Origin of the sequence: Rhodococcus sp. ACPA4, from assembly GCF_002300185.1 — a bacterium.
Lineage (GTDB): Bacteria > Actinomycetota > Actinomycetes > Mycobacteriales > Mycobacteriaceae > Rhodococcus_F > Rhodococcus_F globerula.
Window position 1 is genome coordinate 356,711 of the sequence record NZ_NSDY01000002.1, and the last position, 20,700, is coordinate 377,410.

Consider the following 20,700-nt stretch of genomic DNA (forward strand, 5'->3'; position numbering starts at 1 on the left):
TCATTCTCCGGGTGTCGCTCGAGTTGTGGTGAACGTGTAGAAACCGCTGGGGTCGAAGCCGGTCGAGTGCCATTGCGTCGATGCCACGAGCGGCGCAAGATACTCACGAAGGGCATGCCGCCACACGAAGGCAGAGGCACGGTCGATCCTTCTCAGCTGCTCTATGTCCCTGGGTATTCCGACAGCGATGTCGGCGGCGTCGGGTGGGATCTGAATCATCCGCGGTTCGCCAGTTGCAGTGGGGTGGAGCACCTTCACAATATCGGTCAGGTTCGCGCTCGACCGCGGTCCGGGGGCGGAGCCGTTGAGGTTCCAGCTCACCAACATTCGATCAGTGGCATCACCGGAATTGATGCCGTCCGTCATCGAGCCGTAGAAGTTCGGAGTGTATTCGGAGGGCTCCGCGCCGAGGCGTTGGATGTTGAAGTACGCATTCCGTGCGACGAGGGGATCGAACGTCCACCGGATGGTGTGGACCCCGCGTTTCAGACACCAGTCCCGTTGATGAAACTTGAGTGTGCGGCCGATTCCCTGGCCGGCGAACTCGGGCAGTACTCCGGCGATATGTGAATGTAGAACCTCGCCGAAGGGTTCGACGAAAAAGCCGACACAACCGCCGATCAAACTGTCCTCGGCAAACACTCCGACCACGTAGTGGCCGCCGTGGTGGAGTGCGATGAGCATCGCAGTGCCGAAATGCGCAGGGCCCGGACTGGTGGCCCAGATCTTGTCGAAAACTGCGGAGAGTTCGTCGATTTCGTGGACGTCGACCAGTTCTCGGAACGTGATTGTCGGGCTACTCGACACGGGAAATACCTTCTGTCGTGATCGACCGGATCATGCCTGCCAGCAGTGCTGTTCTCGGTGCGATCGCGGATATACGTGCATGCTCGGTCTCGGCATGGGCGCCACCACCGACGCCGCCCAGGCCGTCGAGGGTGGGAATTCCGAGCCCGGCGGTGAAGTTCCCGTCCGAGGCGCCGCCGACGGCGATTCCTATGGGCGGAGTCAGATCATTTTGGAGCGCAACATGTTCCGCGAGCGCCAGCAGCGTCGCAGACATGGCCGCTTCCAGGGGTGGCCGGTTCACTCCACCCGATACCGTGATCGCCGCATCGGGATGGCGTGTGCACAGGCTTCTGATGTTCGAGTCCACGCGGTGCTGCTCGGCCGCACTGGTCGCGCGCACGTCGATGTCGACACATGCTTCGGCGGGAACGGTATTGGTTGTGGTTCCGGCCGAAAGCACTGTAGGTGTGACCGTGGTGCCCAGATCAGGGGCCGACATTGCAGCGATGGTGATGACCAGGTGAGCGAGCTCCACTGCGGCGTTGATGCCCTTTTCCGGCTCCAAGCCGGCATGAGCCGCGCGACCGGAGACCTGAATTCGATACAGTGACACACCTTTACGGGCAGTCTTGAGCTCGCCGTTGTCGCCGCCGGCTTCCAGGACGAGCACCGCCCCCGCTGCACATTCTTCGATCAACGAGCGCGAAGTGGGTGAGCCGATTTCTTCGTCCCCGGTGATCAGCAGTGTCACGCCGTCGAGCGCGTCGACGCTGTGTAACTCCCGGACCAGGGCAAGCGCGTGAATTGCCTGAACAACACCAAGTTTCATGTCGAGCCCGCCGGGACCCCGCAATGCGCCGTCGGTGACGGTTGCAGGCAGGCGCGCCAGGGTGCCGATCGGCCAGACCGTGTCGTGGTGTCCGAGAAGCATCAATTGTGGCGGTGACGTTCCGAAGTTGACCAGCAGATGGGTCCTGCCCTCGACCACAATGGACTCTGCCCGCGCGCCGAGTCGCTCGTGGACGAGGTCCGCGGTGGCCTTCGCGCTGCGGGTAACCGCGTCGAGGTCGTTTGACGGCGACTCGACTTCGATGAGCGTGAGGGCGTCGTCGATGATCTGGGGGAGGCGCTGTTCGGCGAGCTCCAGTAGTGCGGTCATTTCTCGCTCACCCGTGGGTATGCGCGGCTTCCGAAATGCAGCAACTGCGTACTCGCCTTGCCGGAGAACGTGATCCGAGACCAAGCCGACATCTGCGGCAGTCTGGTTGCAAAGACTCCTGGCCGAACTTCCAGCAGATCGAGATCCACCGATGTGGTGATCTCCTCGGAGCCGGACGGATTGGTGTGCTCGGTCCGGGTGACTTTCAGGGAGTTACCTTTTCGTTCGACCGCAAAATCGGTAGCCGCATCACGGAAGATGCCGCACAGCGTATCCAGTTCAGCGGCAGAGGATGTCGTGCGATTTTCGGCATCGCCAGGTGAGAACTCCGGCGTAGCTCTCACGCCGGCGATCGACTCCGCGACTTCGGCACGGATGTCACCCGACAGTGCGTCCATCGCTCCGCCGTTGGTCATGAGAACAAGTGCAACACCGCACGACGGAATGACATCCAAATATGCCTGCTGCCCGAGTGTCGCACCCTTGTGGCCGTGTACGGGCACCCCGTCCCAATCGTCGAGTAGCCAGGTCGTTCCCATTCCGTCGGCGGCGCTCGCGACGTCTCCGATGGGCATGTGCTGCTCGATCATGGCGAGATGCGTCGAGCGACGCAGGAGGACGGGATCGTCACGCATCGAATCTTGTGCGAACAATAGTAGATCTTCGGCGCTGGAAGTGATGAGGCCGGCCGGACCCATGGAGCGAGTGATCAGGAAGTGTGGTGTCGGCTCGGTCTTTTCGGCAACGTCGACGTGGCCGACTGCCGCAGAGTGCAGCGCCGTCTCCTCCGGCAAGGTGGTGGTGTGGCGCAGCTCGAGCGGCTCGAGTATTCGGTCCCGCAGCACTGCATCCCAGGTTTGCCCGCGCAGGACTTCGACGATGCGCCCGGCAATTGCAAATCCGGTATTGCAGTACGACCAGCCGGCGCCGGGCGGAAAGATCTGCACTACCGATTTCAGCTCTGCCACATAATGTTCCAGGCAGTCGTCGCCACGCCCGTTGTCGAGGAATACGTCACCGTCGATTCCGCTGGTATGGGTCAGCAGGTGACGCGTCGTGATCGACGTGCTTGCGGCTTCGTCGGCAACTGCGAAGTCCGGCAGGACTTTCCGGATCGGTGCATCGAGGTCGAGCTTTCCTTCCTCGACGAGTTGCATGATCAGGGTAGCTGTCCAGACCTTGCTGATCGACCCCATCTGGAACACCGTGTTCGGCGTGACGGCAACGCCCGTGCGGGTACTGACAACTCCGGACGAGACGACAGTGCGCTGGAATCCGCTGCGCGTGGTCGTCAGAATCCCCAGCGATGCTCCGGGGACACCGTACTTCGTGGTGAGTGTGTCGAGTCGGTACTGCCAGTAGTCTCGATCGACACTGCGGCGTGTGGGGTACGGCGACAGGTGCCGCTCGATCCAGTCGACAAGGCGGGCAGCGTAATCGACCCGGTGTGACGGCCGGCCCGTGAGGACAAATGCATGTGACGCGTCGGGATAGACCACAAGTTCGGTGTCAACACCGGCCAGACGGAGTCCACCGAACCACTGTTCCGCCTGGTTGACCGGGCACAGGACGTCGCTACCGCCGTGGAGGACAAGTGTTGGGGTCGTCACCTTCGCGACACGGCGAATTGGCGCGAGTTCATCTGCCCGCGAAGTGAACTGATCGAATTCGAGCGTCTGCAGAAGAATGCCTGCGTCGGAAGCGCCCACGATGTGTGCCAAATCGCAGACGAGCCCACCGGCAACCGCAACGGCAAATCTATCCGTGGTTGACGTCAGCGCGGCTGTCATGAATCCGCCGTAGCTGTAGCCGACAACCGCCAGTTGAGCTGGATCGGCAACGTCCTCGGCGATCAGAGTGTCGATCGGTTCGAGGAGATCAGCGCGGTCAGCCTCCCCCCACGCGTCGTGAACGCCGTCGAAGAAGGAATTCCCGTAGCCGTCGCTACCGCGAGGGTTGATCATCAGGATCGTGTAGCCACGGCTGACCAGTGCGCCGTGATACGGATTCATCAACGACGGCGTACCCGTCCACGCATTGTGCGGGCCGCCGTGAACGTCGAGAACCAGCGGGCCTGCGCCACTGACGTTCGGATCGCGCAGTATCCAGGCCTGAACGCGGGTGCCGTCGCTGATGTCGAACCAGCGCTCGGTGGCTTCCGGAAATTCGATGTGCTGTGTTGTCGTCGAATTCAGATCGGTGACGTTATCGACGTCGAGGGTGTCTACATCGACAGTAGCGATTTCGGCGAAGGACGTTGCCGTGGTCAAAGAAACGACAGCGTGGCGTCCGGAAACGGCGAGCCCGGAGATCACAGTTTGCCCGCCGGTCAGAAGTGGCTTGACAGAACCTGTTTCGAGATCGAGACGGTGAAGCTCCGTGGAGCCGTGGTGTCGAATGCAGAAGACGATGGTGCCGTCCTCGGTGAAAGCCGGTGCGGCGCCCGGGTATCCGGTACCGCCGGGCATCACATTGCGATCGAGATCGGCGGTGAGGCTGCGATCGGCAACCTTTCGGTCGCGATGGAGCAGTAGTAACTCGTTGTTGTGGATTGCCGGGACGTGCCAGCCGACAGCGACCACAGCGGTGGCGTCGGACGTCCACAGCAGCGGGCCAACCACGCCGGTTGCCTTTCCCAACATACTTGGAGGGGAACGGAGTTCGGTGACCGAGATGATCCATGCCGAGGTAGCCATGGTCACGTCGGCGTCGTCGTCCATCGCTGCGGTGAAGGCCAGTTCCCGCCCATCGGGGCTGTACACGTGGTGGGATGCGTCCCAGTCGCCATCAGTCAGACACCGAGACGCGCCGTCGGTGAGGTCGAGTTCGAAGAGGTGCGCCCGTATGTTCGCGCGGATACCCGATCCGTCGACCTTGTAGTTGAGCCGACGGGTGACGAGGGGACGAGTGGACGTCGATACCGCGCGGTCGACGGAGGCGACAAAGGCAATCCGGCCACCGTCCGGCGAGAACACGGGCGCTCCGGCGCCGAGTGGGAATTGTGCCGAGGTAGTCAGCTGCTTCGGCACACCGCCGGCCGCGTCGACCGTCCACAGTTGCGGAATGCCCGCGGAATCGGGTCGGACGAATATCAACTGCGTCGAGCCTGGTCGCCACGCCGGCGACGTGTCGGAGGGGCCGGCCGTGAGCTGCACCGCTGGGGAAGCCAACCAGATCGAGTGAGCAGTGGTGTCGTCGTCGAGGTGTGATTCGGTACGTACATAGGCGATTCGGCCCGATGTGGAGACGGCGATGTCGGACGGTGTCACCACAGAGGTGTAGTCCTCGATGGTTGCCGCACGCCGGCCAGGTGTCTTCGGTGTTGTCGGTGTTGTCGGTGTTGACGGTGTTGTCATCGGAACATCGGCTCCCCGAGTTGTGGAACAGCGGACAGGAGTGTGGCGGTGTACTCCTCACGAGGAGAATCGATCACGTCGAGTACCGGGCCGTGCTCGACGATTTCACCTCCGAACATCACCGCAACGTGGTCGCAGACATAGCGGATGACGGCAAGGTTGTGGCTGACGAACAGGACAGTGAGCCCGAGCTGCCGCTGTAGGTCCATCAACAGATTGAGGACGGAACCCTGCACGGAAACATCCAGTGCAGAAGTGATTTCATCAGCGAGCAGCACTGACGGCGCAGCGGCGAGCGCTCGGGCCAGGGCAACGCGTTGTCTCTGACCGCCCGACAATGAAGCCGGGTAGTCGTGAGCTTTTTCAGGCGGCAGGCTGACCGTGGTGAGAAGCCTCGCGACTTCGGCGGCCCGCTCTCCTCGACCGCGTCGTGCCCGGTCACGTCGCTCGGTGGCGCGAAGGGCCTCGGCAAGGGACTGGCCGATGGTCATTCTGGGGTCGAGGCACGAATACGGATCCTGGAAGACCATCTGAATACGGTGGCGTAGTAGTGCATTTGCACCGCGCGCGTGAGCGACGTCGACACCGTCCAGCAGGATCGAACCCGAACTGGGCTCGGCCAGTCCTACGGCTGCACGTGCCAGAGTGGACTTGCCGGAACCGGATTCACCGACGAGGCCGACTACCGATCCCGACGGGATGACGAGGCTGACGTTCTTGACGGCGTGGAATCGCCGGGAACCACTGCCCAGGTGAACGTTGACCTCACGAAATTCCATATTGCTCATCGCATCTCCTCGGCGAGCGACATCAGATCGTCCAACTCGACGTCGACGGCGCTTCCGGAACCCTGTGCCTGCCACGCTTCGTCGACTGTGGCCAGTGGCTTGTCACGATCGGTGGTCATGGTGGGAACCGCGGCAAGAAGTGCCTTGGTATACGGATGCTGTGCGCGTCCGCCGATCAGGTCGTCTACGGCGATGTCCTCGACTATCTCGCCGGCGAACATGACCAGTACCCGTGTACAGATTCCCGTGATGACAGCCATGTCGTGGGAGATCAGGAGGATGGCGGCGCCGGTTTCCTCGCGGACGTTGTGCAACAGCCCGAGAACCTCCCGTTGCACGGTGACATCGAGGGCGGTGGTGGGTTCGTCGGCGATGATCAGTGCCGGTGTTCCCATCAGACCCATCGCGATCATGGCACGCTGACGCATGCCGCCCGAGAATTCGTGTGGATACTGTTGTGCGCGCCGCTCGGCATCGGGGATCTTGACTGCAGTCAAGCGGTCGACCGCCGCCTTCTTGGCTTCGGACTTGCTCATTCCTTCGTGAAGCCAACCGATCTCGGCAACCTGATATCCGACTTTGAGAGACGGATTCATCGACGACATCGGATCCTGGAAGACCATTGCCAGACGAGTGCCGAGCTGGCGGGCGACGGTGCGTGACGATCCGTTGTCCGGTCGTACCCCGTCCTTCATCAACACGGTGCCGTCGAACTCGATCAGACCGGCATCGACCACGGTGGGGTGGTCGGTGAGTTGTGCGATTGCCATGCAGCTCAGCGACTTTCCGGATCCTGATTCGCCGACAATGCCGACGGTCTCGCCGCGTCCTACGGTGAAGCTGATGTTGTTGACAGGTCGACGCCATTCACCGTTCCCGGGGACGGCGACCGACAGGTTCCGAACGGTGAGCACGGCGTTATCGGTTTCCGGTATCGAATCCGACGCCGCGCCGCTGGCGTTGAGTGGCGTCCACTTCGGGAGGGCGCGGGTGAGCGGACTGCGCACGCCTGCGCCGCGAGCGATGGCTTCGCCGACCAACGTGAAGGTCAGACCGGCAAGAACCACGGCAATCCCAGGAGCCAGCGCGGTAGCGGGGTTCACGAAGATCTTGGACAGGCCTTCGTTGAGCATCCGCCCCCAGTCGAACGAGGGTGGCTGAATGCCCAACCCGAGGAAGGACAGGCCGGCAAAGACGACCAGACCGGTTCCCACAGCGATGGTGGCGTTGACGATGAGAGGTTCACGGATATTCGGGAGGATGTGACGGAAGAGCAAGCCAGGTTTGGTGATCCCGAGGATTCGGGCCGCATCGATGAAGTCGCGTCCGTTCACCGACGACGCGAGTGCGTAGGTCAGACGTGCAAACGCCGGCGCGATCGCGAGACCGATCGCGATCACCGCACTTCCTGCACCCTGCCCGAAGATGATCAGGAGGAAAATGGCCAGGAGCAATCCGGGGAAGGCAATCGCAAAGTTGAGGAATGCCACGACGATTCGGCCGATCCATCGAGGAGCGAGTGTGGGGAGTGTGCCGAGGGCGATCCCGAGTGTGACGCCGAGGCTTACAGCTCCGAGAGCCATGGCGACAGACAAGCGGGCTGCCGTCATGGTTCGGGCGAAGACGTCGCGTCCGCCGGCGTCGGTGCCGAAGAGGTGTTCGGAACTTGGACCTTGTGAGAGGGCGCGCGGATTGCCGGCAACTGCGGCGTCACCCCAGATGATCGGTCCGAATATCACCATGGCGATCAGGGCAACGAGAGCGCTGGCAGCCAGGATTCCGAGTGGAGTACGCAGAGTTGCAACGATCCAGTGTCGTTGAGTGGTTGTCGGTGAGCTGCTCAACTCAGTTCTCCCGGATCGTGGATCGTGGGTCGATGAGCGCAAGCACCACGTCGACGATGAAGTTGACCAGTAGGACGATGCTGCCGTAGACCACAACCAGGGTCTGAGCGAGGGGGTAGTCCTTCTCGGTGATGGACTTGACCAGCGCCAAACCCATTCCCGGCCAAGCAAAAATGCTCTCGACGAGTACCGTGCCCGCGATCAGGCCACCCAGGAGCAGCCCGGCGAGGGTCAACGTCGAGGTGAGCAGATTGGGCATCGCGTGGCGGAAGTACAGACGCGCCATCGGCATTCGTTTCGCGCGAGCGGTCCGGATGTAGTCCATGTCCAAGACCCCAAGTGCCTCGGCGCGAACGATGCGAGACATGGAGGCCGTAGCTCCGATCGACATCGCGGCAACCGGAAGAATGTAGGTTTCGATGCCGCCTCGTCCCGCAACCGGCAGGATCGGGAACGTGACGGCAAAGAGGTAGACCAGGGCTGTACCGAACATGAACTCGGGAACGACGGCAAGAGCGCCTGACGTTGCCGTGTAACCGATCTCGACTCCGCGTCGGCGCCCGCCTCGCGTCAGGGCCGCGAAGGCGAGCCCGATCGGAATTGCCAGCACCAGCACGGTGATGACGGTGAGGACGGCAAGTTCGAGGGTGGCGGGCAAGCGTGAACCGATCACCTCGAGGACCGGAGTCCTCAATGTGATCGAATCGCCGGGATCCCCCGTCAGTAACCCGCCGATGAATCGAAAGTACTGCTGCCACAAAGGAAGGTCGTAGCCAAGCGCAGACCTCGTCGACTCCACGAGTTCGACGGGTGCGTTCATCCCCAACGCCAACCGAACCGGATCGCCCGGAATCAGTTGGAGCATCAGAAAGGCAGCCGTCACCAGTGCCCAGAGGGAAATCACGAAGGTGCCGAAACGACGTAAGAGGTACGCCGGCCAGCTGTTTGCGTCGAATCGTTTTGTTCGAACTATCGGCGCCGAAACGGATTTCACGGCTTCACGCATTGCGCTCATGGCTGTCTTTTCGAGGTGTCGGGAATGAGGAGACAGGCGCTACTCACGGGCAGCGGCCGGGACTCGATGAGTCTCCCGGCCGCTGATACCGCTTACTGGTAGAGCCGCAGGGCGGAACCGACGTACGTGCGACCGAACGCGAGACCGGCGTTCTTGAAGTACACAGTCGTGAGCTTGTCTGCGAACGGCACCGCCGACACGGACTTGATGATCTGCGATTCTGCGTCAGCCCACGCTGCACAGGCGTCGTCGCCGACCAATCCTGATGCCTTGGCGGCTGCCGCGTCGTACTCGGGGTTGGAGATCGAGGAGAAGTTGAGTCCCTCGGCAGGCGCCGGTCCGGACAGGAACGGAACCAGCATGCTCGGCAATGCCACGTTGATCGGCTCCCACGCGACGTCCCACGCGGTGTTGTCCTTGCCACTGAGCAGTACGTCGACGATCTTGTTGGAATCGCCGCCGGTGATCACGACGGTTGCGCCGAGTTCTGACCATGCCTGTTGGGCGAGGTCGGCTGCAGCGTTTGTCGAATCGCCGAAAGTCTCGTAGGTGAGGCGGATGTTCAGCGGAGCGCCGTCCTTGCTTCGCTTCCCATCGGAGCCGGCTGTCCATCCGGCGGCGTCGAGGGTTGCCTTTGCGGCACTGAGATCGAAGTCGGGAAGGTTACCCTCGATCGAGTTGTATGTACATGCGCGCGGTTCGACGGACACCATGCTGGTCGAACGCTCGCCTCGGCCGCCGGTGAACACCTCGGTCAAGTCGTCGAGGTTGAGTGCCTGCACAAGGGCTTTACGTACGGCCGGGTCGCTGGTCGGGTTTCCAGCGATGTGGTTGAAGAACATCTCACCGCCCGGCGACGGGCGTTTCACGGTGGTCAGGTTTGCCGAGTCGAGTCGATCCTGATCCGGTCCGGAAACCTCGGCAGCATTCAGATCGCCGGCCAGGAGTTGATTCGTGGAGGTACTGGCGTTGGTGACGATTGTGGCGACCACGTCCTTCGGCACACCCGCCGTCGACGATGTTGTGTCATCCGGACCCCAGCTGTAACCGTCGCGGCGAGTGTACGAGTAGTGATCATTTGCCACGGCCTCGGTCATCGTGAACATGCCGGAACCGATAGTGGCCTTGTTCGCGGCCGTCGGATCGTCGAGTCCGGCGTCGCACATGATCGGTACGCGAGCCAGATTCAGCATGAGGAACGGCGACGGTTCCGGGGTGGACACGGTGACGGTCCGCGCTGCGACATCGGCTGTGGCATTCGCGGTTTTCGGGACGTAGACACCGCGAAGTGCAGATCCCTTGGATTCGTCGGTGATGAAGCTGATGTTATCGGCGACGGTCTGAGCCGTGAGCGCAGATCCGTCGGAGCAGGTGACGCCGTCACGAATCGTGAACTCGACCGAAGTCGGTGTCTCGGTCCATTTCTCGGCGAGCCAGGGCTGGGTGACGCCAGTCTCGGGGTTGGGGTAGACGAGATTGTCGTAGCTCAGCCGCGCCAGTTCGTGTGCGGGCGTCGCAGCTGTCATGAGTGGGTTGAGCGCTCCGGGATCCGCGCCCAGCGCAAGCGTGAAGGTGCCGTCGGTAGCGGGTTCACCACCACCGTCACCTGAACCTGATGCGTTGCCCGAAGAACACGCGGACAGCAGAAGTACCGCGCCGGTTCCGGCAGCGAGTAGTGCGTAGGACCGTTGTTTCATGGTGCCTCCGAGAATGAAAGCCTGACCCGAGCGAAACCACGTGCAGCGGGCGCGGAATGAATGACGACCGCTTGATCCTGTCGCACCGAGAGGATCAGGGCATCGTCGTCTTCTACGAAAATTCGGAGGGTTCTTGTAGTGACCTACGAAGGATTCGGATAAAACAGACGAATCTGGAGCATTAGGCTGAAACGCGTCTCCGCATCATTGAGGTCGATTCCGGCAATTCCGGCAAGCTTCTTGAGTCGATAGCGAAACGTGTTCACATGGACGTGGATCAGAGCCGCCGCGGCGGGAATGTCACCGAACGTGTCGAGCCACGCCCGAAGAGTCTCCACGAGGTTGATGTCGTGTTCGCTGTCGTACTTCTGTAGTAACGCGAGCGGCCCGGACGGTTTCTCGTTCTCGTCGGCCAATGCATCGGACAAACGAAGCAACAGTGAATCGATCGGCACATCTGCGGCCCGGGCGACATTGCGGAGTGTGGAATTCCAACTCGATCGCAGAACCCGCAGAGCGCGGTCGGCCTCACCCCGTGATGTCTCCAACGATCGCGCGCCGGTCACTGTCGTCCCGATCCCGATGACAACAGATCTCTGGGATCGACTCCGGTCGGCGAACTCGGACGCGATGTGCCGTATGTAGTCGTCGTCGGTCTGTTTCCGGGTGTGCGGGACGACGGCGTAGACCGTGCCGCCGATCGGAGCCGCAATCGACATCGGAAATGATTGGTGCAGAAAAGTATTGAACGACGAGGCGAGATTGTCGACGTCGGCTTCGGCGTCCACCGGCACATCCGTATTGGATCGGAAGGCAGCGGCAAGCACTGTCGCCTTGGCGCGTCCGTATCCGAGTCTCTCGGCGGCCGCTTTGGCCGCAGTTCCACCGTCGAGCAACGTGATTACCTCACTACGACGCAGTCGCTTGGCAGAATCGGCCGCAAGCCTGGCACGGAGCATGCTCATCGCAGCTACGGTGGCGGCTTCGGCCAGTGCTTTGACCTGCACATCGTTGGGCTCCTCGTCCACTATCACCCAGATCGATCCGAGAATCTGCGTTGCCGCATGGATTCTCATGCCGACCCGGGGTCTGACGCCGGGCCCGATGCTGGGCAGGAAGACCGGCAGGGCAGATCCGTAGATCCGATTGAAGACACCCAAGGACCGGAGCTGGTCGGAATAGTGCTGCGGCACTTGGTGACCGAGAACGCTCTGTTTGCGGGCCTCGTCGCCGCGCGCCTGATCCGCCGAGAATGCGAGGATGCGGCTGGACGGATTCTCGATCGTGACAGGACCGTTCATCACGTGTGCGATCGAATTGGCAAGATCGAACAGATCGGCTTCGGCGGTCGACGTCTGATCACCGCGAGTTCCGGATTCCAGGATCTCGTTGATCAAGGATGCGCTCTGGAGCCAGCTCGCATCCTTGATCATGCCGAGTAGTGCGATGTCGGCGTCGTCGAGCGCCAGAGCAACGTCGTCGACGATGTTCAGTGGCTCTTTGACGATCAGCGCTGCGGCGCCGGCGGCACCGTATTCCCTTATCGCCGTGGCGATGTCGACGGTGCCGACAAGGCCGGCGCCGAGAACGACAGCGCCGGCGCTGCCGCGGACCGACTGCGGGCCCTCGTGCAGGACTACATGGCTGAACGTGCGGGCGCTGGTGACGCGACTACCGCCGCGCAGGAACGTCATACCGAGTCTGTCGACGATGTCGACTATCGATACTCCGCTGCTCGTACGCACGATCACACTCTACGGGCAGGGAGGTCGCTCAGGCTGAAGGTTGCTCGGCCACTGCCTTCCCCACGAAACGGTGGGTCTGATCGAATGCAGCGGCTACCTGGATCGAGTTGGTCATGTCACTGATTTCAGCCCAGCGTTCGGCGACCACCTCGGGCGAGAGCGCCTCCTGCGGGATGTAGACGCCCTGCGACTCCTCCATCCGGGCGATCGCGAACACGCCGGCGCCGGCGCTGAGGATCGTCTTGGTTGGTGCGTCCTCGGAGACCATGAACAGCGCGCCCGGTGAGATCGACTCGGGAGCAAGGAGTGCAAGGGTCTTCTCGTCGAGCAGGTCCTCGGTCATGCGGGTAGCCGCCGTCGGGGCAAGTGAGTTCACTCGAATGCCCTTGCGCTCACCTTCGATGGACAACACGTTCATCAAACCGACGACGCCCGACTTGGCGGCGCCGTAGTTGGCCTGGCCGAAGTTGCCGTAGATGCCCGACGCGGATGTGGTCATGAGAATACGGCCGTAGTTCTGCTCGACCATGTGCGGCCAGACAGCCTTGGACACGATGACCGAACCCATGAGGTGAACGTCGATGACCTTGCGGAAGTCGTCCAAGTCGGCCTTGATGAACGACTTGTCGCGCAGGATGCCGGCGTTGTTGATGAGGATGTCGACGCGCCCCCACTTCTCGATAGCAGCGGCGACCATGGCGGCAACTGCGTCGGCGTCGGTGATGTCGCAGTGATCTGCAAGCGCTTCGCCGCCAAGAGTCTCGATTTCGGCTACTACCTTCGCGGCTGCGGTATCGGCGCCCCCACTGCCGTTGACGGATCCGCCCATGTCATTGACCACAACGCGTGCGCCGCGAGCGGCGAGCGCCATGGCGTGAGCTCGGCCGAGACCGCCGCCTGCGCCAGTGATGATCGCGACCTTGCCTGAGAAATCCAATGACATGGGAAAAACCTCTCTGATCTGGGATACTACTGAGTATTACTATGTCAAAGTGTGGAAACAAGTCAAGGCAGTGAAGGGTGAACGATGAGTGCTGACGCACCTGATATGCGCTCGGTGATCATCGAGACCGCGGCAGACGCATTTGCGGCAGACGGATATGCCGCCACGACCATTGACGACCTCGCCGATCGCGTCGGCGCCACCAAGGGTCTTGTCTACTACCATTTTCGGTCGAAATTCGATATCTACCTGGCTATTTTCGAGCAGGGTATGAGCAGGCTCAGAGCGGAAGTCGACGGAGAAGTGGCGGCGGGCGGCACCGGATTGGTCAAGCTCGCGGCGATGTCGCGGGCGCATCTGATCAATCTCATGACGCACCTCGGACATCATCATGCAATCCACCAGGGCGTGCGGGGACAGATGAGTTCGGCGCTCAAGCCGCGCCAGCAGCAGGCGCTCGTCGAACTCAACGCTCTGCGCTTGGACTACGAGAAGCTTTTCGAACAGGTGATGATCGAAGGAGTCGCAGACGGTTCGATCCGCGCCTCGTCACCGCGCATGGCGGCAAAGGTTCTGCTCAGTAGCCTTAACGGTATCGATCTCTGGTATCGCCGTCGCGAGGGCCAGTCGGTCGCCGAAACCGAGGCGCTGGCAGACGAGATCGTCGAACTCCTGATCGGCGGGTTGCGCGCGGAACACTAGCGCGGCGCCAGACTGTCCGTAGAACTGACTGTCGTGGCAGACAGTCTGTCGGTTGTCGCAGCTCTCGCCGCACCCCAAGGTTCTCTTATGGCAATTACCGAGGGTGTAACCGGCGAGCAGACCGGGGTGGATCGCGAGTACGGAGATCGCGTACTTGCCGTCGAACCTGGCGGAAACGAGTTCATTCCCGACGAGGATCGCCACGGCACCCCTGGTCAGCTGTTCTGGACGTGGATGTCCCCGAACCTCGAATTCGCCACGATCTTCATCGGAGTTCTCTCCGTATCCGTATTCGGGATGACGTTCTGGCAGGCGACGCTCGGACTGGTCGTCGGAACCGCTCTCGGTGCGGCCGCGCACTTCGTGCTGTCGGCACGCGGCCCGTTGCACGGTGTGCCGCAAATGGTGCTCGGCCGATTGGGTTTCGGATACCGAGGTAACGCTCTGCCGTCGGCGTTCATGTCGATCATGTGCGGCGTCGGATGGTTTGCAACCAACAGTGTCAGCGGCGCTTTTGCGCTCAACACCCTGACCGGATTGCCGCCTGTACCTTCACTGTTGGTGATCGTCGTCATCCAGACCGTGTTCGCTTTCTTCGGGCACAACCTGGTTCAGGCTTTCGAGCGATATGCGTTTCCCGTACTTGCCGTGATCTTTGCCATCACTGCGATTGTCATTCTGACAAAAGCCAATCCAGGTGCGCCGGCGATCGAGGGCGGCGTCGGTGGACTCGGCGGTTTCCTCCTTACCGTGGGCACCGCGTTCGGGTACGCCGCCGGGTGGACGCCCTATGCCGCTGATTACACGCGCTACCTTCCGGCGTCGGTCTCGACATTCCGAACAGGTCTGTTCGCGTCGGCCGGACTGTTTGTCTCCTGCGTGGCACTGTCGGTGGTCGGTGCGGCATCGGTCACGATCGGCGCGCCGTCGTCGGATAACCCTGCCGACGCGTTCACATCCAATCTTCCTTCGGCACTTGCCAATCTGACGCTACTGGCCATCGCGCTCGGTGCCGTCGCCGCGAATGCGCTCAATGTCTACTCCGGCTCGATGGCCTTTGTGACCATCGGATTGAAACTCCCGGTGAAAACGCAGCGAGCCATGGTCGCGATGGTTTTCGGAGTTGTCGGATTCCTGGTTGCGTGGTGGGCACTCGCCGACGCAGCAGCAAGCTACGAAGCTTTCCTCCTTGTCGTCGCCTACTGGATCGGTCCGTGGCTCGGCATCATGTTCGCCGACCAATACCTGCGCCGCGGGCAGCGCATCGACAATCTCCTCTACGACCCGGAACACACCAACTGGGGTGGATTCTCAGCTTTCGTGATCGCACTCCTCACCTCGGTTCTGCTGTTCTCCAACCAAGAGAAGTTTGTCGGGTACGTCGTACGGTCAGTCCCCGAGCTGGGCGACATTACGTTCTTCGTGGGATTTGTCATCGCGGGCGGGCTTTACCTCCTCGTCAACGGTTCGAAGATCTCGCGCGACAAGCCGGTGAGCGCACAGCGCTAGAAGCAGAGTCGCGTACATCGACGGCGTCGACGGGTCGTATCCGAGTAGCGCCCGGATACGGTCGAGTCGCTGATAGAGCGATTGCCGGCCCAGGTGCAGCGCAGCCGCCGAACGTGTTGCGCTGCAACCATGACGGAGATGAACCTCGAGTGTTCTGGTGAGATCACTCGAATGGGTGTCGTCCCAGGAAATCAGGGGAGCGACGACGGCAACCATCCGCTCCCGAACGTCCACCGGCAACTGGTCCACCGCGAGTTCCGGGGCCAGTTCACGAGTGGTTGTCACCACGCGCCCGGCGAGCCAGGTCCGACGAGCCGACGTCGCAAGGCGAAGCCCTGATCGGGCAGCATGAAGTGCCGCACTGACCTCGGACGGAGTGAACGCACACGGGTCTCCGATCACCACCGTGACTCCGTCGGTGATGTTGGACGACAGGGATGTTCCGAATGCCGCACTCACGGCTCCGACAGCATCGATCGTCTTGGCCGGCACTGCAACAAGACCGAACGTGCTGGCATGTACTTCGGCTCCCAAGTTCGGTTGGCCGAGGAGTTTGGCCGCGGAATCGAGGAGGCGAGTGGCGATTCGCGAACCAGGGGAGTCGATCGCGATCGCAACGACGCGGTGGCCGGGAGTGGGATGGAACCCAGCGGCCGCGGATCTGACGCGAAGGTCGATCTGCCGTACGTCGGTGCGCTCCAGCAGATCCGACACGAGAGTAGCGGCCGCCCGCTGGGGACGACCGGTCAGGTTTCCCGAATAGGTCAGTGCCAACCCCAATGAACCGGCTGAGCGTTGCAACAGCCCGTGCAACGTTGCCGGATTCAGTGTCGAACCAGGCCCGGCCGTCAGAGTCCCCCAGGCTCCGTCTCTGGAATGGATAGCGGCAGTGGCAGTTCCGGCGTCAGCGGCACGCCAGGCGGACCGATCGTCGTCGACGCCATGTGCTGCGACGAGGGCGCCACTGCCGCTTGTCACGATCAAAGGGCACCCCGTTACGTCACTGATGCGCTCGAGCAGAGTGGCCACACCACTGCCCGCCATCAACTCGAGTTCGAGCACGCGAGCGAGATCATTTCCCAGGCGCAGCACAGCGACTTCACGCGAAATGATTTCGGTATTTGCGTTCTGACACAGTTCGATGAAAGGGACAACAGTCCGGAGTGCGATCAGCGGCATTCCCATGATCGCAGCTTCCTCGATCATGTCCGACGGAATCGCGTCGAAGGTTCGGCCGAGTTCTACGGCAACTCCGGCGACGTTTCGGTTCCCGACCTCTCGCAGATAGTGCCGCCTGGTCCCCGGATCGACCCCGGACAGACCCAAGCCGGTGGTGAGCAACAACTCGTCCCCGGACAGCAACGGGCTGATCTCGTAGATCTCGCTCGAATGGACCCAGCGGACCACACGGCCCAACTGACTGCCACCGGCCAGAACCTGTGGATCGGCCCCACGGAACTGGTTGTCGAGTAGCTCGCGCACGGTCAGAGACATCGGTTCGGCGTTCCTCACTCTGGGCGACAGTATGTCCACCATAAGGGCGGCTCGTTACAACAATGTGTCAGTTGTGGATGTAGTCCGAACAGCAGAAAGTAGAGGGATGTCGACGACTGTGACGAGCGCTTCCCGCGCTCTCGACCCCCAGACAATGTTGCAGGCAGCGATATCCGAGGCCGAACTCGGCCGCAGTGAGGGCGGAATTCCCATCGGTGCGGCACTCTTCGCGTCCGACGGCACCCTTCTCGGTAGTGGACGAAACCGTCGAGTCCAGCACGACGATCCGTCGGTGCACGGTGAAACCGACGCCTTTCGTGCGGCCGGAAGGCAACGTGACTACCGGCAGACCATCATGGTCACCACGCTCTCGCCGTGCTGGTACTGCAGCGGGCTCGTGCGTCAGTTCAACATCGGATCCGTGATCGTCGGTGAAAGCGTGACATTTACCGGTGGGCACGAGTGGCTCCGCGAAAACGGGGTGTCTGTCACCGTTCTGCGAGATCAGCACTGCATCGATTTGATGACCGAGTTCATCGAAACAAACCCGGCACTGTGGAACGAAGACATCGGAGTAGCGGAATGAAGGCTGTATCGACCGTGGATATTTCCCTCTGGCGGGCGGGCGGTCCGGGCGCTGAAGCTGTCGCGCGTGAGGTGGACGAAGGGCTGCAACGTGCGGGCTTCCTTCTCGTGCGCGGGCATGGGATCACCCGCGAACTTGCCGCAGACGTGCGAGCCGCGGCCCGGAAGTTCTTTGCGCTACCCGAGTCGACAAAAGCCAAGTACGCCGCAATAGTCGGTGAACGCGGATGGATCGGCCCGGGAATGGAGGCAAACGGTTACTCGGAGGGAACCGAAACTCCGCCGGATCTCAAGGAAACCTTTGCGATCGGAGCCGAAACTCGGACGGGCGATCCGCTGGTCGACGACGTCTGGTTTCTCTCCAACGTCTGGCCGAGCGAGGTTGCCGAGCTACACGAGCTCTTGACCGTCTACACCGCGCAGATGCGTCGACTGTCGGACGATTTGCTGGAGATGTTCGCAGCTGCACTAGGTTTGGCGAACAACCCGTTCGACGGGCTTGCCGACCTCCCCACGTGGACGTGCAACATCAACCATTACCCACCGATGAGCGTCGTGGGTGAGCCTGAGCCGGGACAGTTCCGCATCGGTCCGCACACAGACTTCGGAACGGTGACAGTTCTCGATCGTGAGCTCGGATCCGGTGGACTGCAGGTGTACACGGACGAAGGCGGATGGGAAGACGCCCCGTACGACGCGGAAGCGTTGACGGTCAACATCGGAGACCTCCTCGAATACTGGAGTGGGAAACGCTGGCCGTCGGGCCGGCACCGCGTACTTCCTCCCCAAGCGGACGCTCCGGAGGAAGATCTGGTCTCGCTCATCTACTTCTACGAACTCAATCACGATGCGGTAGTCACCCCGTTGGAGTTGCCGATCGGGCGAGTGTCCGGCCTGGAACCCGTCGTGTCGGCCGATTTCATCAAACTCAGGCTGGACGCGATCACTCTCTAGTCGGCGAGAATCCCTGGTTTGTCCCGTTCTCGGAAGAGGGGTAGTGTGTGGGCGTCGTGCGCCGTCCGAGCGCATGGCGAACGAGCAGTAATTCAGGGAAGAGGAGGTGTGGCTTGTAATGCGTGGCCAACCTCCGAGTACCAACTGAAGCTGTAGATCGCCCGGGGTGCCGGGTATTTTGCTGCAGCTTCATCGTGTGTTCATCGGCCTCTGCTTCGCTGTGAAGCGCGCCTTGGCCGTTCACTCTTCCTTGAAAGCTGTTGCAGCATGTCTGAATTCAAGTCCCGCCGGTCGTCCTTCCCGCGTCGCTCGGCAGGTTTCGGTGATAGTCGAACCGGTCACACGCCCGTCGCCCGCACCGTTGTGAAGGCCGCAACGACCGATGCGATTGCGCCTGTGGAAGCCACGGTCGTGAATAGTGGTGTGTACCGCGACGGAGCTCGGATCGCGTCGCCGTCCACCCTCGCCGAAGCGTTGTCGTGCCTGCCGGATTCGCAGTCGATGGCATGGATCGGGCTGTACCGTCCCGACGACACTCAATTGTACGCTGCAGCACAGCATTTCGATCTTCACGAGTTGGCTGTCGAAGACGCGATTGCCGCACATCAACGTCCCAAGCTCGAGCGATACGGTGAGACACTCTTTGTCGTGTTGCGCGCTGCGCGCTATCGCGACGAGACCGAACGCGTCGAATTCGGTGAACTGCATGTGTTCTGTGGTCCCAACTTCGTTCTTACTGTCCGCCACAGTGAATCACCGGATCTCACGGCCGTGCGAACCAGAATGGAGAACGATCCCGATCTCCTCCGTCTGGGGACCGAAGCTGTTCTCTACGCAATCCTCGACGCCGTCGTCGACGGCTATGCGCCGGTTGTCGCCGGCCTGCAGAACGACATCGACGAGATCGAGACCGAGGTATTCAGCGGCGATCCCGGAGTGTCGCGTCGTATCTACGAATTGACCCGTGAAGTGATCGAATTCCAGAGAGCCACACGGCCGTTGCTCGGCATGCTGCGTGGGCTGTCGGCAGGATTCGACAAATACCACACGGACGAAGAACTGCAGCGCTATCTTCGCGATGTCACCGACCACGCGACAACAGTGGTCGAGCAGGCCGACGGGTTCCGTCAACTGTTGGGAAACATCCTGACCGTCAATGCAACCCTGGTATCGCAGAATCAGAACGAGGAAATGCGAAATCTCACGCAGGCGAGTTACGCGCAGAACGAGGAGATCAAGAAAGTGTCGGCCTGGGCGGCAATTCTCTTTGCCCCGACACTGATCGGAACTGTGTACGGCATGAACTTCGACGACATCCCGGAACTTCACTGGCAGTTGGGCTATCCGTTTGCGCTCTCGATGATGGTGCTGACGTGTGGAAGTCTCTACACGATTTTCAAGCGGCGAGGCTGGCTCTGACCGTGCGCCTTTATCAACCGCGGGCGGTTGATAAAGGCGCACAACAGGTTAGAGCGTTGCCGTGCAAACGGTGAACTTGCGTTCGGCGTGCTCGAATCCCGAATCTGCTTCGGAACCACAATCTTCGATGGACGTCGAGCCCTGGAGGATTTCGATTACCTGGACTACGTCGCTTCCCGAATCGGCGCAGTCGATACGGGCCGGCTCGTCGTCGAGGCCACCCGGTCCGAGATCCATGCATCCGCCGACGACCCAGTCGATGTCGAGACAGACCGCGCCCTGTTCCTGGCCGAGCAGAGTCTCGTAGTAGGTCTGATCGATGTCGGACGCGCACTCATCCGACGTGGGGGCTTTGGCGACAACCTTGTAGTTGGATTCGTCGCTGCCGCACACGGCGTGGTCGATTTCGGCGTCGTTCGTGGTGCCGCCGATCTTGACGCAGTCGCCGATGTTCACGTCGATATCAACGTCGCCGCCCGCGTCGGTGCCCTCTTGGCCGTCGATCTTCGAGGTGGTGGTGCTCGCTGACGTGGTGGTCGAATCTGCCACGGTGGATGATGATTCCGCGATGGCTTTAGGCTCGACGTCAGATCCGCACCCGGTGGCGAAAATGGCGATTGCAGACGTTGCGATCACTGCTGTGCACAGCCGTCCGACGATTCCGGACATTCAAGTCTCCCTTGCTGATCTTGGATTATTCG

At 61.6% G+C, this 20,700-nt stretch carries 16 protein-coding genes; 5 read left to right on the top strand and 11 right to left on the bottom strand.

All coding sequences use genetic code 11. The annotated features are described in order from the left end of the window. From CJ178_RS24885 to CJ178_RS24925, 9 genes are all read right to left on the bottom strand, one after another. On the bottom strand, positions 1–807 hold the full coding sequence (locus CJ178_RS24885; protein WP_095888252.1) for a GNAT family N-acetyltransferase: 807 nt from the start codon (positions 805–807) through the stop codon (positions 1–3). Beyond that, positions 797–1,948 carry a M20 family metallopeptidase gene (locus CJ178_RS24890; protein WP_095888253.1) on the bottom strand — a complete coding sequence of 384 codons (1,152 nt, stop codon included), beginning with the start codon at positions 1,946–1,948 and terminating at the stop codon, positions 797–799. The genes CJ178_RS24885 and CJ178_RS24890 overlap by 11 nt, the downstream gene beginning before the upstream one ends. Continuing rightward, positions 1,945–5,304: a serine hydrolase gene (locus CJ178_RS24895; protein ID WP_095888254.1), complete on the bottom strand. Its 3,360-nt coding sequence runs from the start codon at positions 5,302–5,304 to the stop codon at positions 1,945–1,947. Before CJ178_RS24895 ends, CJ178_RS24890 begins: the two co-directional genes overlap by 4 nt. Then, positions 5,301–6,092, bottom strand: coding sequence for an ABC transporter ATP-binding protein (locus CJ178_RS24900; RefSeq protein ID WP_095888255.1), 792 nt, complete (start codon positions 6,090–6,092; stop codon positions 5,301–5,303). The genes CJ178_RS24895 and CJ178_RS24900 overlap by 4 nt, the downstream gene beginning before the upstream one ends. After that, the gene (locus tag CJ178_RS24905; protein ID WP_257013424.1) at positions 6,089–7,936 is read right to left on the bottom strand and encodes a dipeptide/oligopeptide/nickel ABC transporter permease/ATP-binding protein; all 1,848 of its coding nucleotides are present in this window, start codon (positions 7,934–7,936) and stop codon (positions 6,089–6,091) included. Before CJ178_RS24905 ends, CJ178_RS24900 begins: the two co-directional genes overlap by 4 nt. A gap of 1 nt (position 7,937) precedes the next feature. After that, on the bottom strand, positions 7,938–8,951 hold the full coding sequence (locus CJ178_RS24910) for an ABC transporter permease (protein ID WP_242484465.1): 1,014 nt from the start codon (positions 8,949–8,951) through the stop codon (positions 7,938–7,940). A gap of 92 nt (positions 8,952–9,043) precedes the next feature. Next, complete coding sequence (locus CJ178_RS24915; RefSeq protein ID WP_095888257.1) at positions 9,044–10,648, bottom strand: ABC transporter substrate-binding protein; 1,605 nt, start codon at positions 10,646–10,648, stop codon at positions 9,044–9,046. 143 nt (positions 10,649–10,791) lie between these two features. After that, positions 10,792–12,393, bottom strand: a complete 1,602-nt coding sequence (locus CJ178_RS24920; RefSeq protein WP_095888676.1) for a PucR family transcriptional regulator — start codon at positions 12,391–12,393, stop codon at positions 10,792–10,794. 28 nt (positions 12,394–12,421) lie between these two features. After that, positions 12,422–13,336 carry an SDR family NAD(P)-dependent oxidoreductase gene (locus CJ178_RS24925; protein WP_033232345.1) on the bottom strand — a complete coding sequence of 305 codons (915 nt, stop codon included), beginning with the start codon at positions 13,334–13,336 and terminating at the stop codon, positions 12,422–12,424. 84 nt (positions 13,337–13,420) lie between these two features. Between CJ178_RS24925 and CJ178_RS24930 the strand changes: the two genes are divergently transcribed. Then, positions 13,421–14,038 (top strand): TetR/AcrR family transcriptional regulator, encoded by a 618-nt coding sequence (locus CJ178_RS24930; protein ID WP_033232344.1) that lies wholly within the window; start codon positions 13,421–13,423, stop codon positions 14,036–14,038. Between the two features lie 87 nt (positions 14,039–14,125). Next, complete coding sequence (locus CJ178_RS24935; RefSeq protein ID WP_033232621.1) at positions 14,126–15,547, top strand: purine-cytosine permease family protein; 1,422 nt, start codon at positions 14,126–14,128, stop codon at positions 15,545–15,547. Here CJ178_RS24935 and CJ178_RS24940 read toward each other — a convergent pair. Then, a complete protein-coding gene (locus CJ178_RS24940) occupies positions 15,428–17,059 on the bottom strand; it encodes a PucR family transcriptional regulator (RefSeq protein ID WP_257013427.1) in 1,632 nt (543 codons plus the stop codon). The two genes, CJ178_RS24935 and CJ178_RS24940, sit on opposite strands and share 120 nt — an antisense overlap. An 88-nt stretch (positions 17,060–17,147) precedes the next feature. Here CJ178_RS24940 and CJ178_RS24945 point away from each other — a divergent pair, with 88 nt between their 5' ends. From CJ178_RS24945 to CJ178_RS24955, 3 genes are all read left to right on the top strand, one after another. Beyond that, positions 17,148–17,627 carry a nucleoside deaminase gene (locus tag CJ178_RS24945; RefSeq protein WP_033232343.1) on the top strand — a complete coding sequence of 160 codons (480 nt, stop codon included), beginning with the start codon at positions 17,148–17,150 and terminating at the stop codon, positions 17,625–17,627. Continuing rightward, the gene (locus CJ178_RS24950; RefSeq protein ID WP_095888258.1) at positions 17,624–18,580 is read left to right on the top strand and encodes an isopenicillin N synthase family dioxygenase; all 957 of its coding nucleotides are present in this window, start codon (positions 17,624–17,626) and stop codon (positions 18,578–18,580) included. The genes CJ178_RS24945 and CJ178_RS24950 overlap by 4 nt, the downstream gene beginning before the upstream one ends. Positions 18,581–18,847: 267 nt before the next feature. Next, a complete protein-coding gene (locus CJ178_RS24955) occupies positions 18,848–19,999 on the top strand; it encodes a magnesium and cobalt transport protein CorA (protein ID WP_045068640.1) in 1,152 nt (383 codons plus the stop codon). A gap of 48 nt (positions 20,000–20,047) precedes the next feature. Here the strand turns inward: CJ178_RS24955 and lppU are convergent, their stop codons facing one another. After that, positions 20,048–20,668, bottom strand: coding sequence for an LppU family putative lipoprotein (lppU, locus tag CJ178_RS24960; RefSeq protein ID WP_095888259.1), 621 nt, complete (start codon positions 20,666–20,668; stop codon positions 20,048–20,050). Between the last annotated feature and the right edge of the window lie 32 nt (positions 20,669–20,700).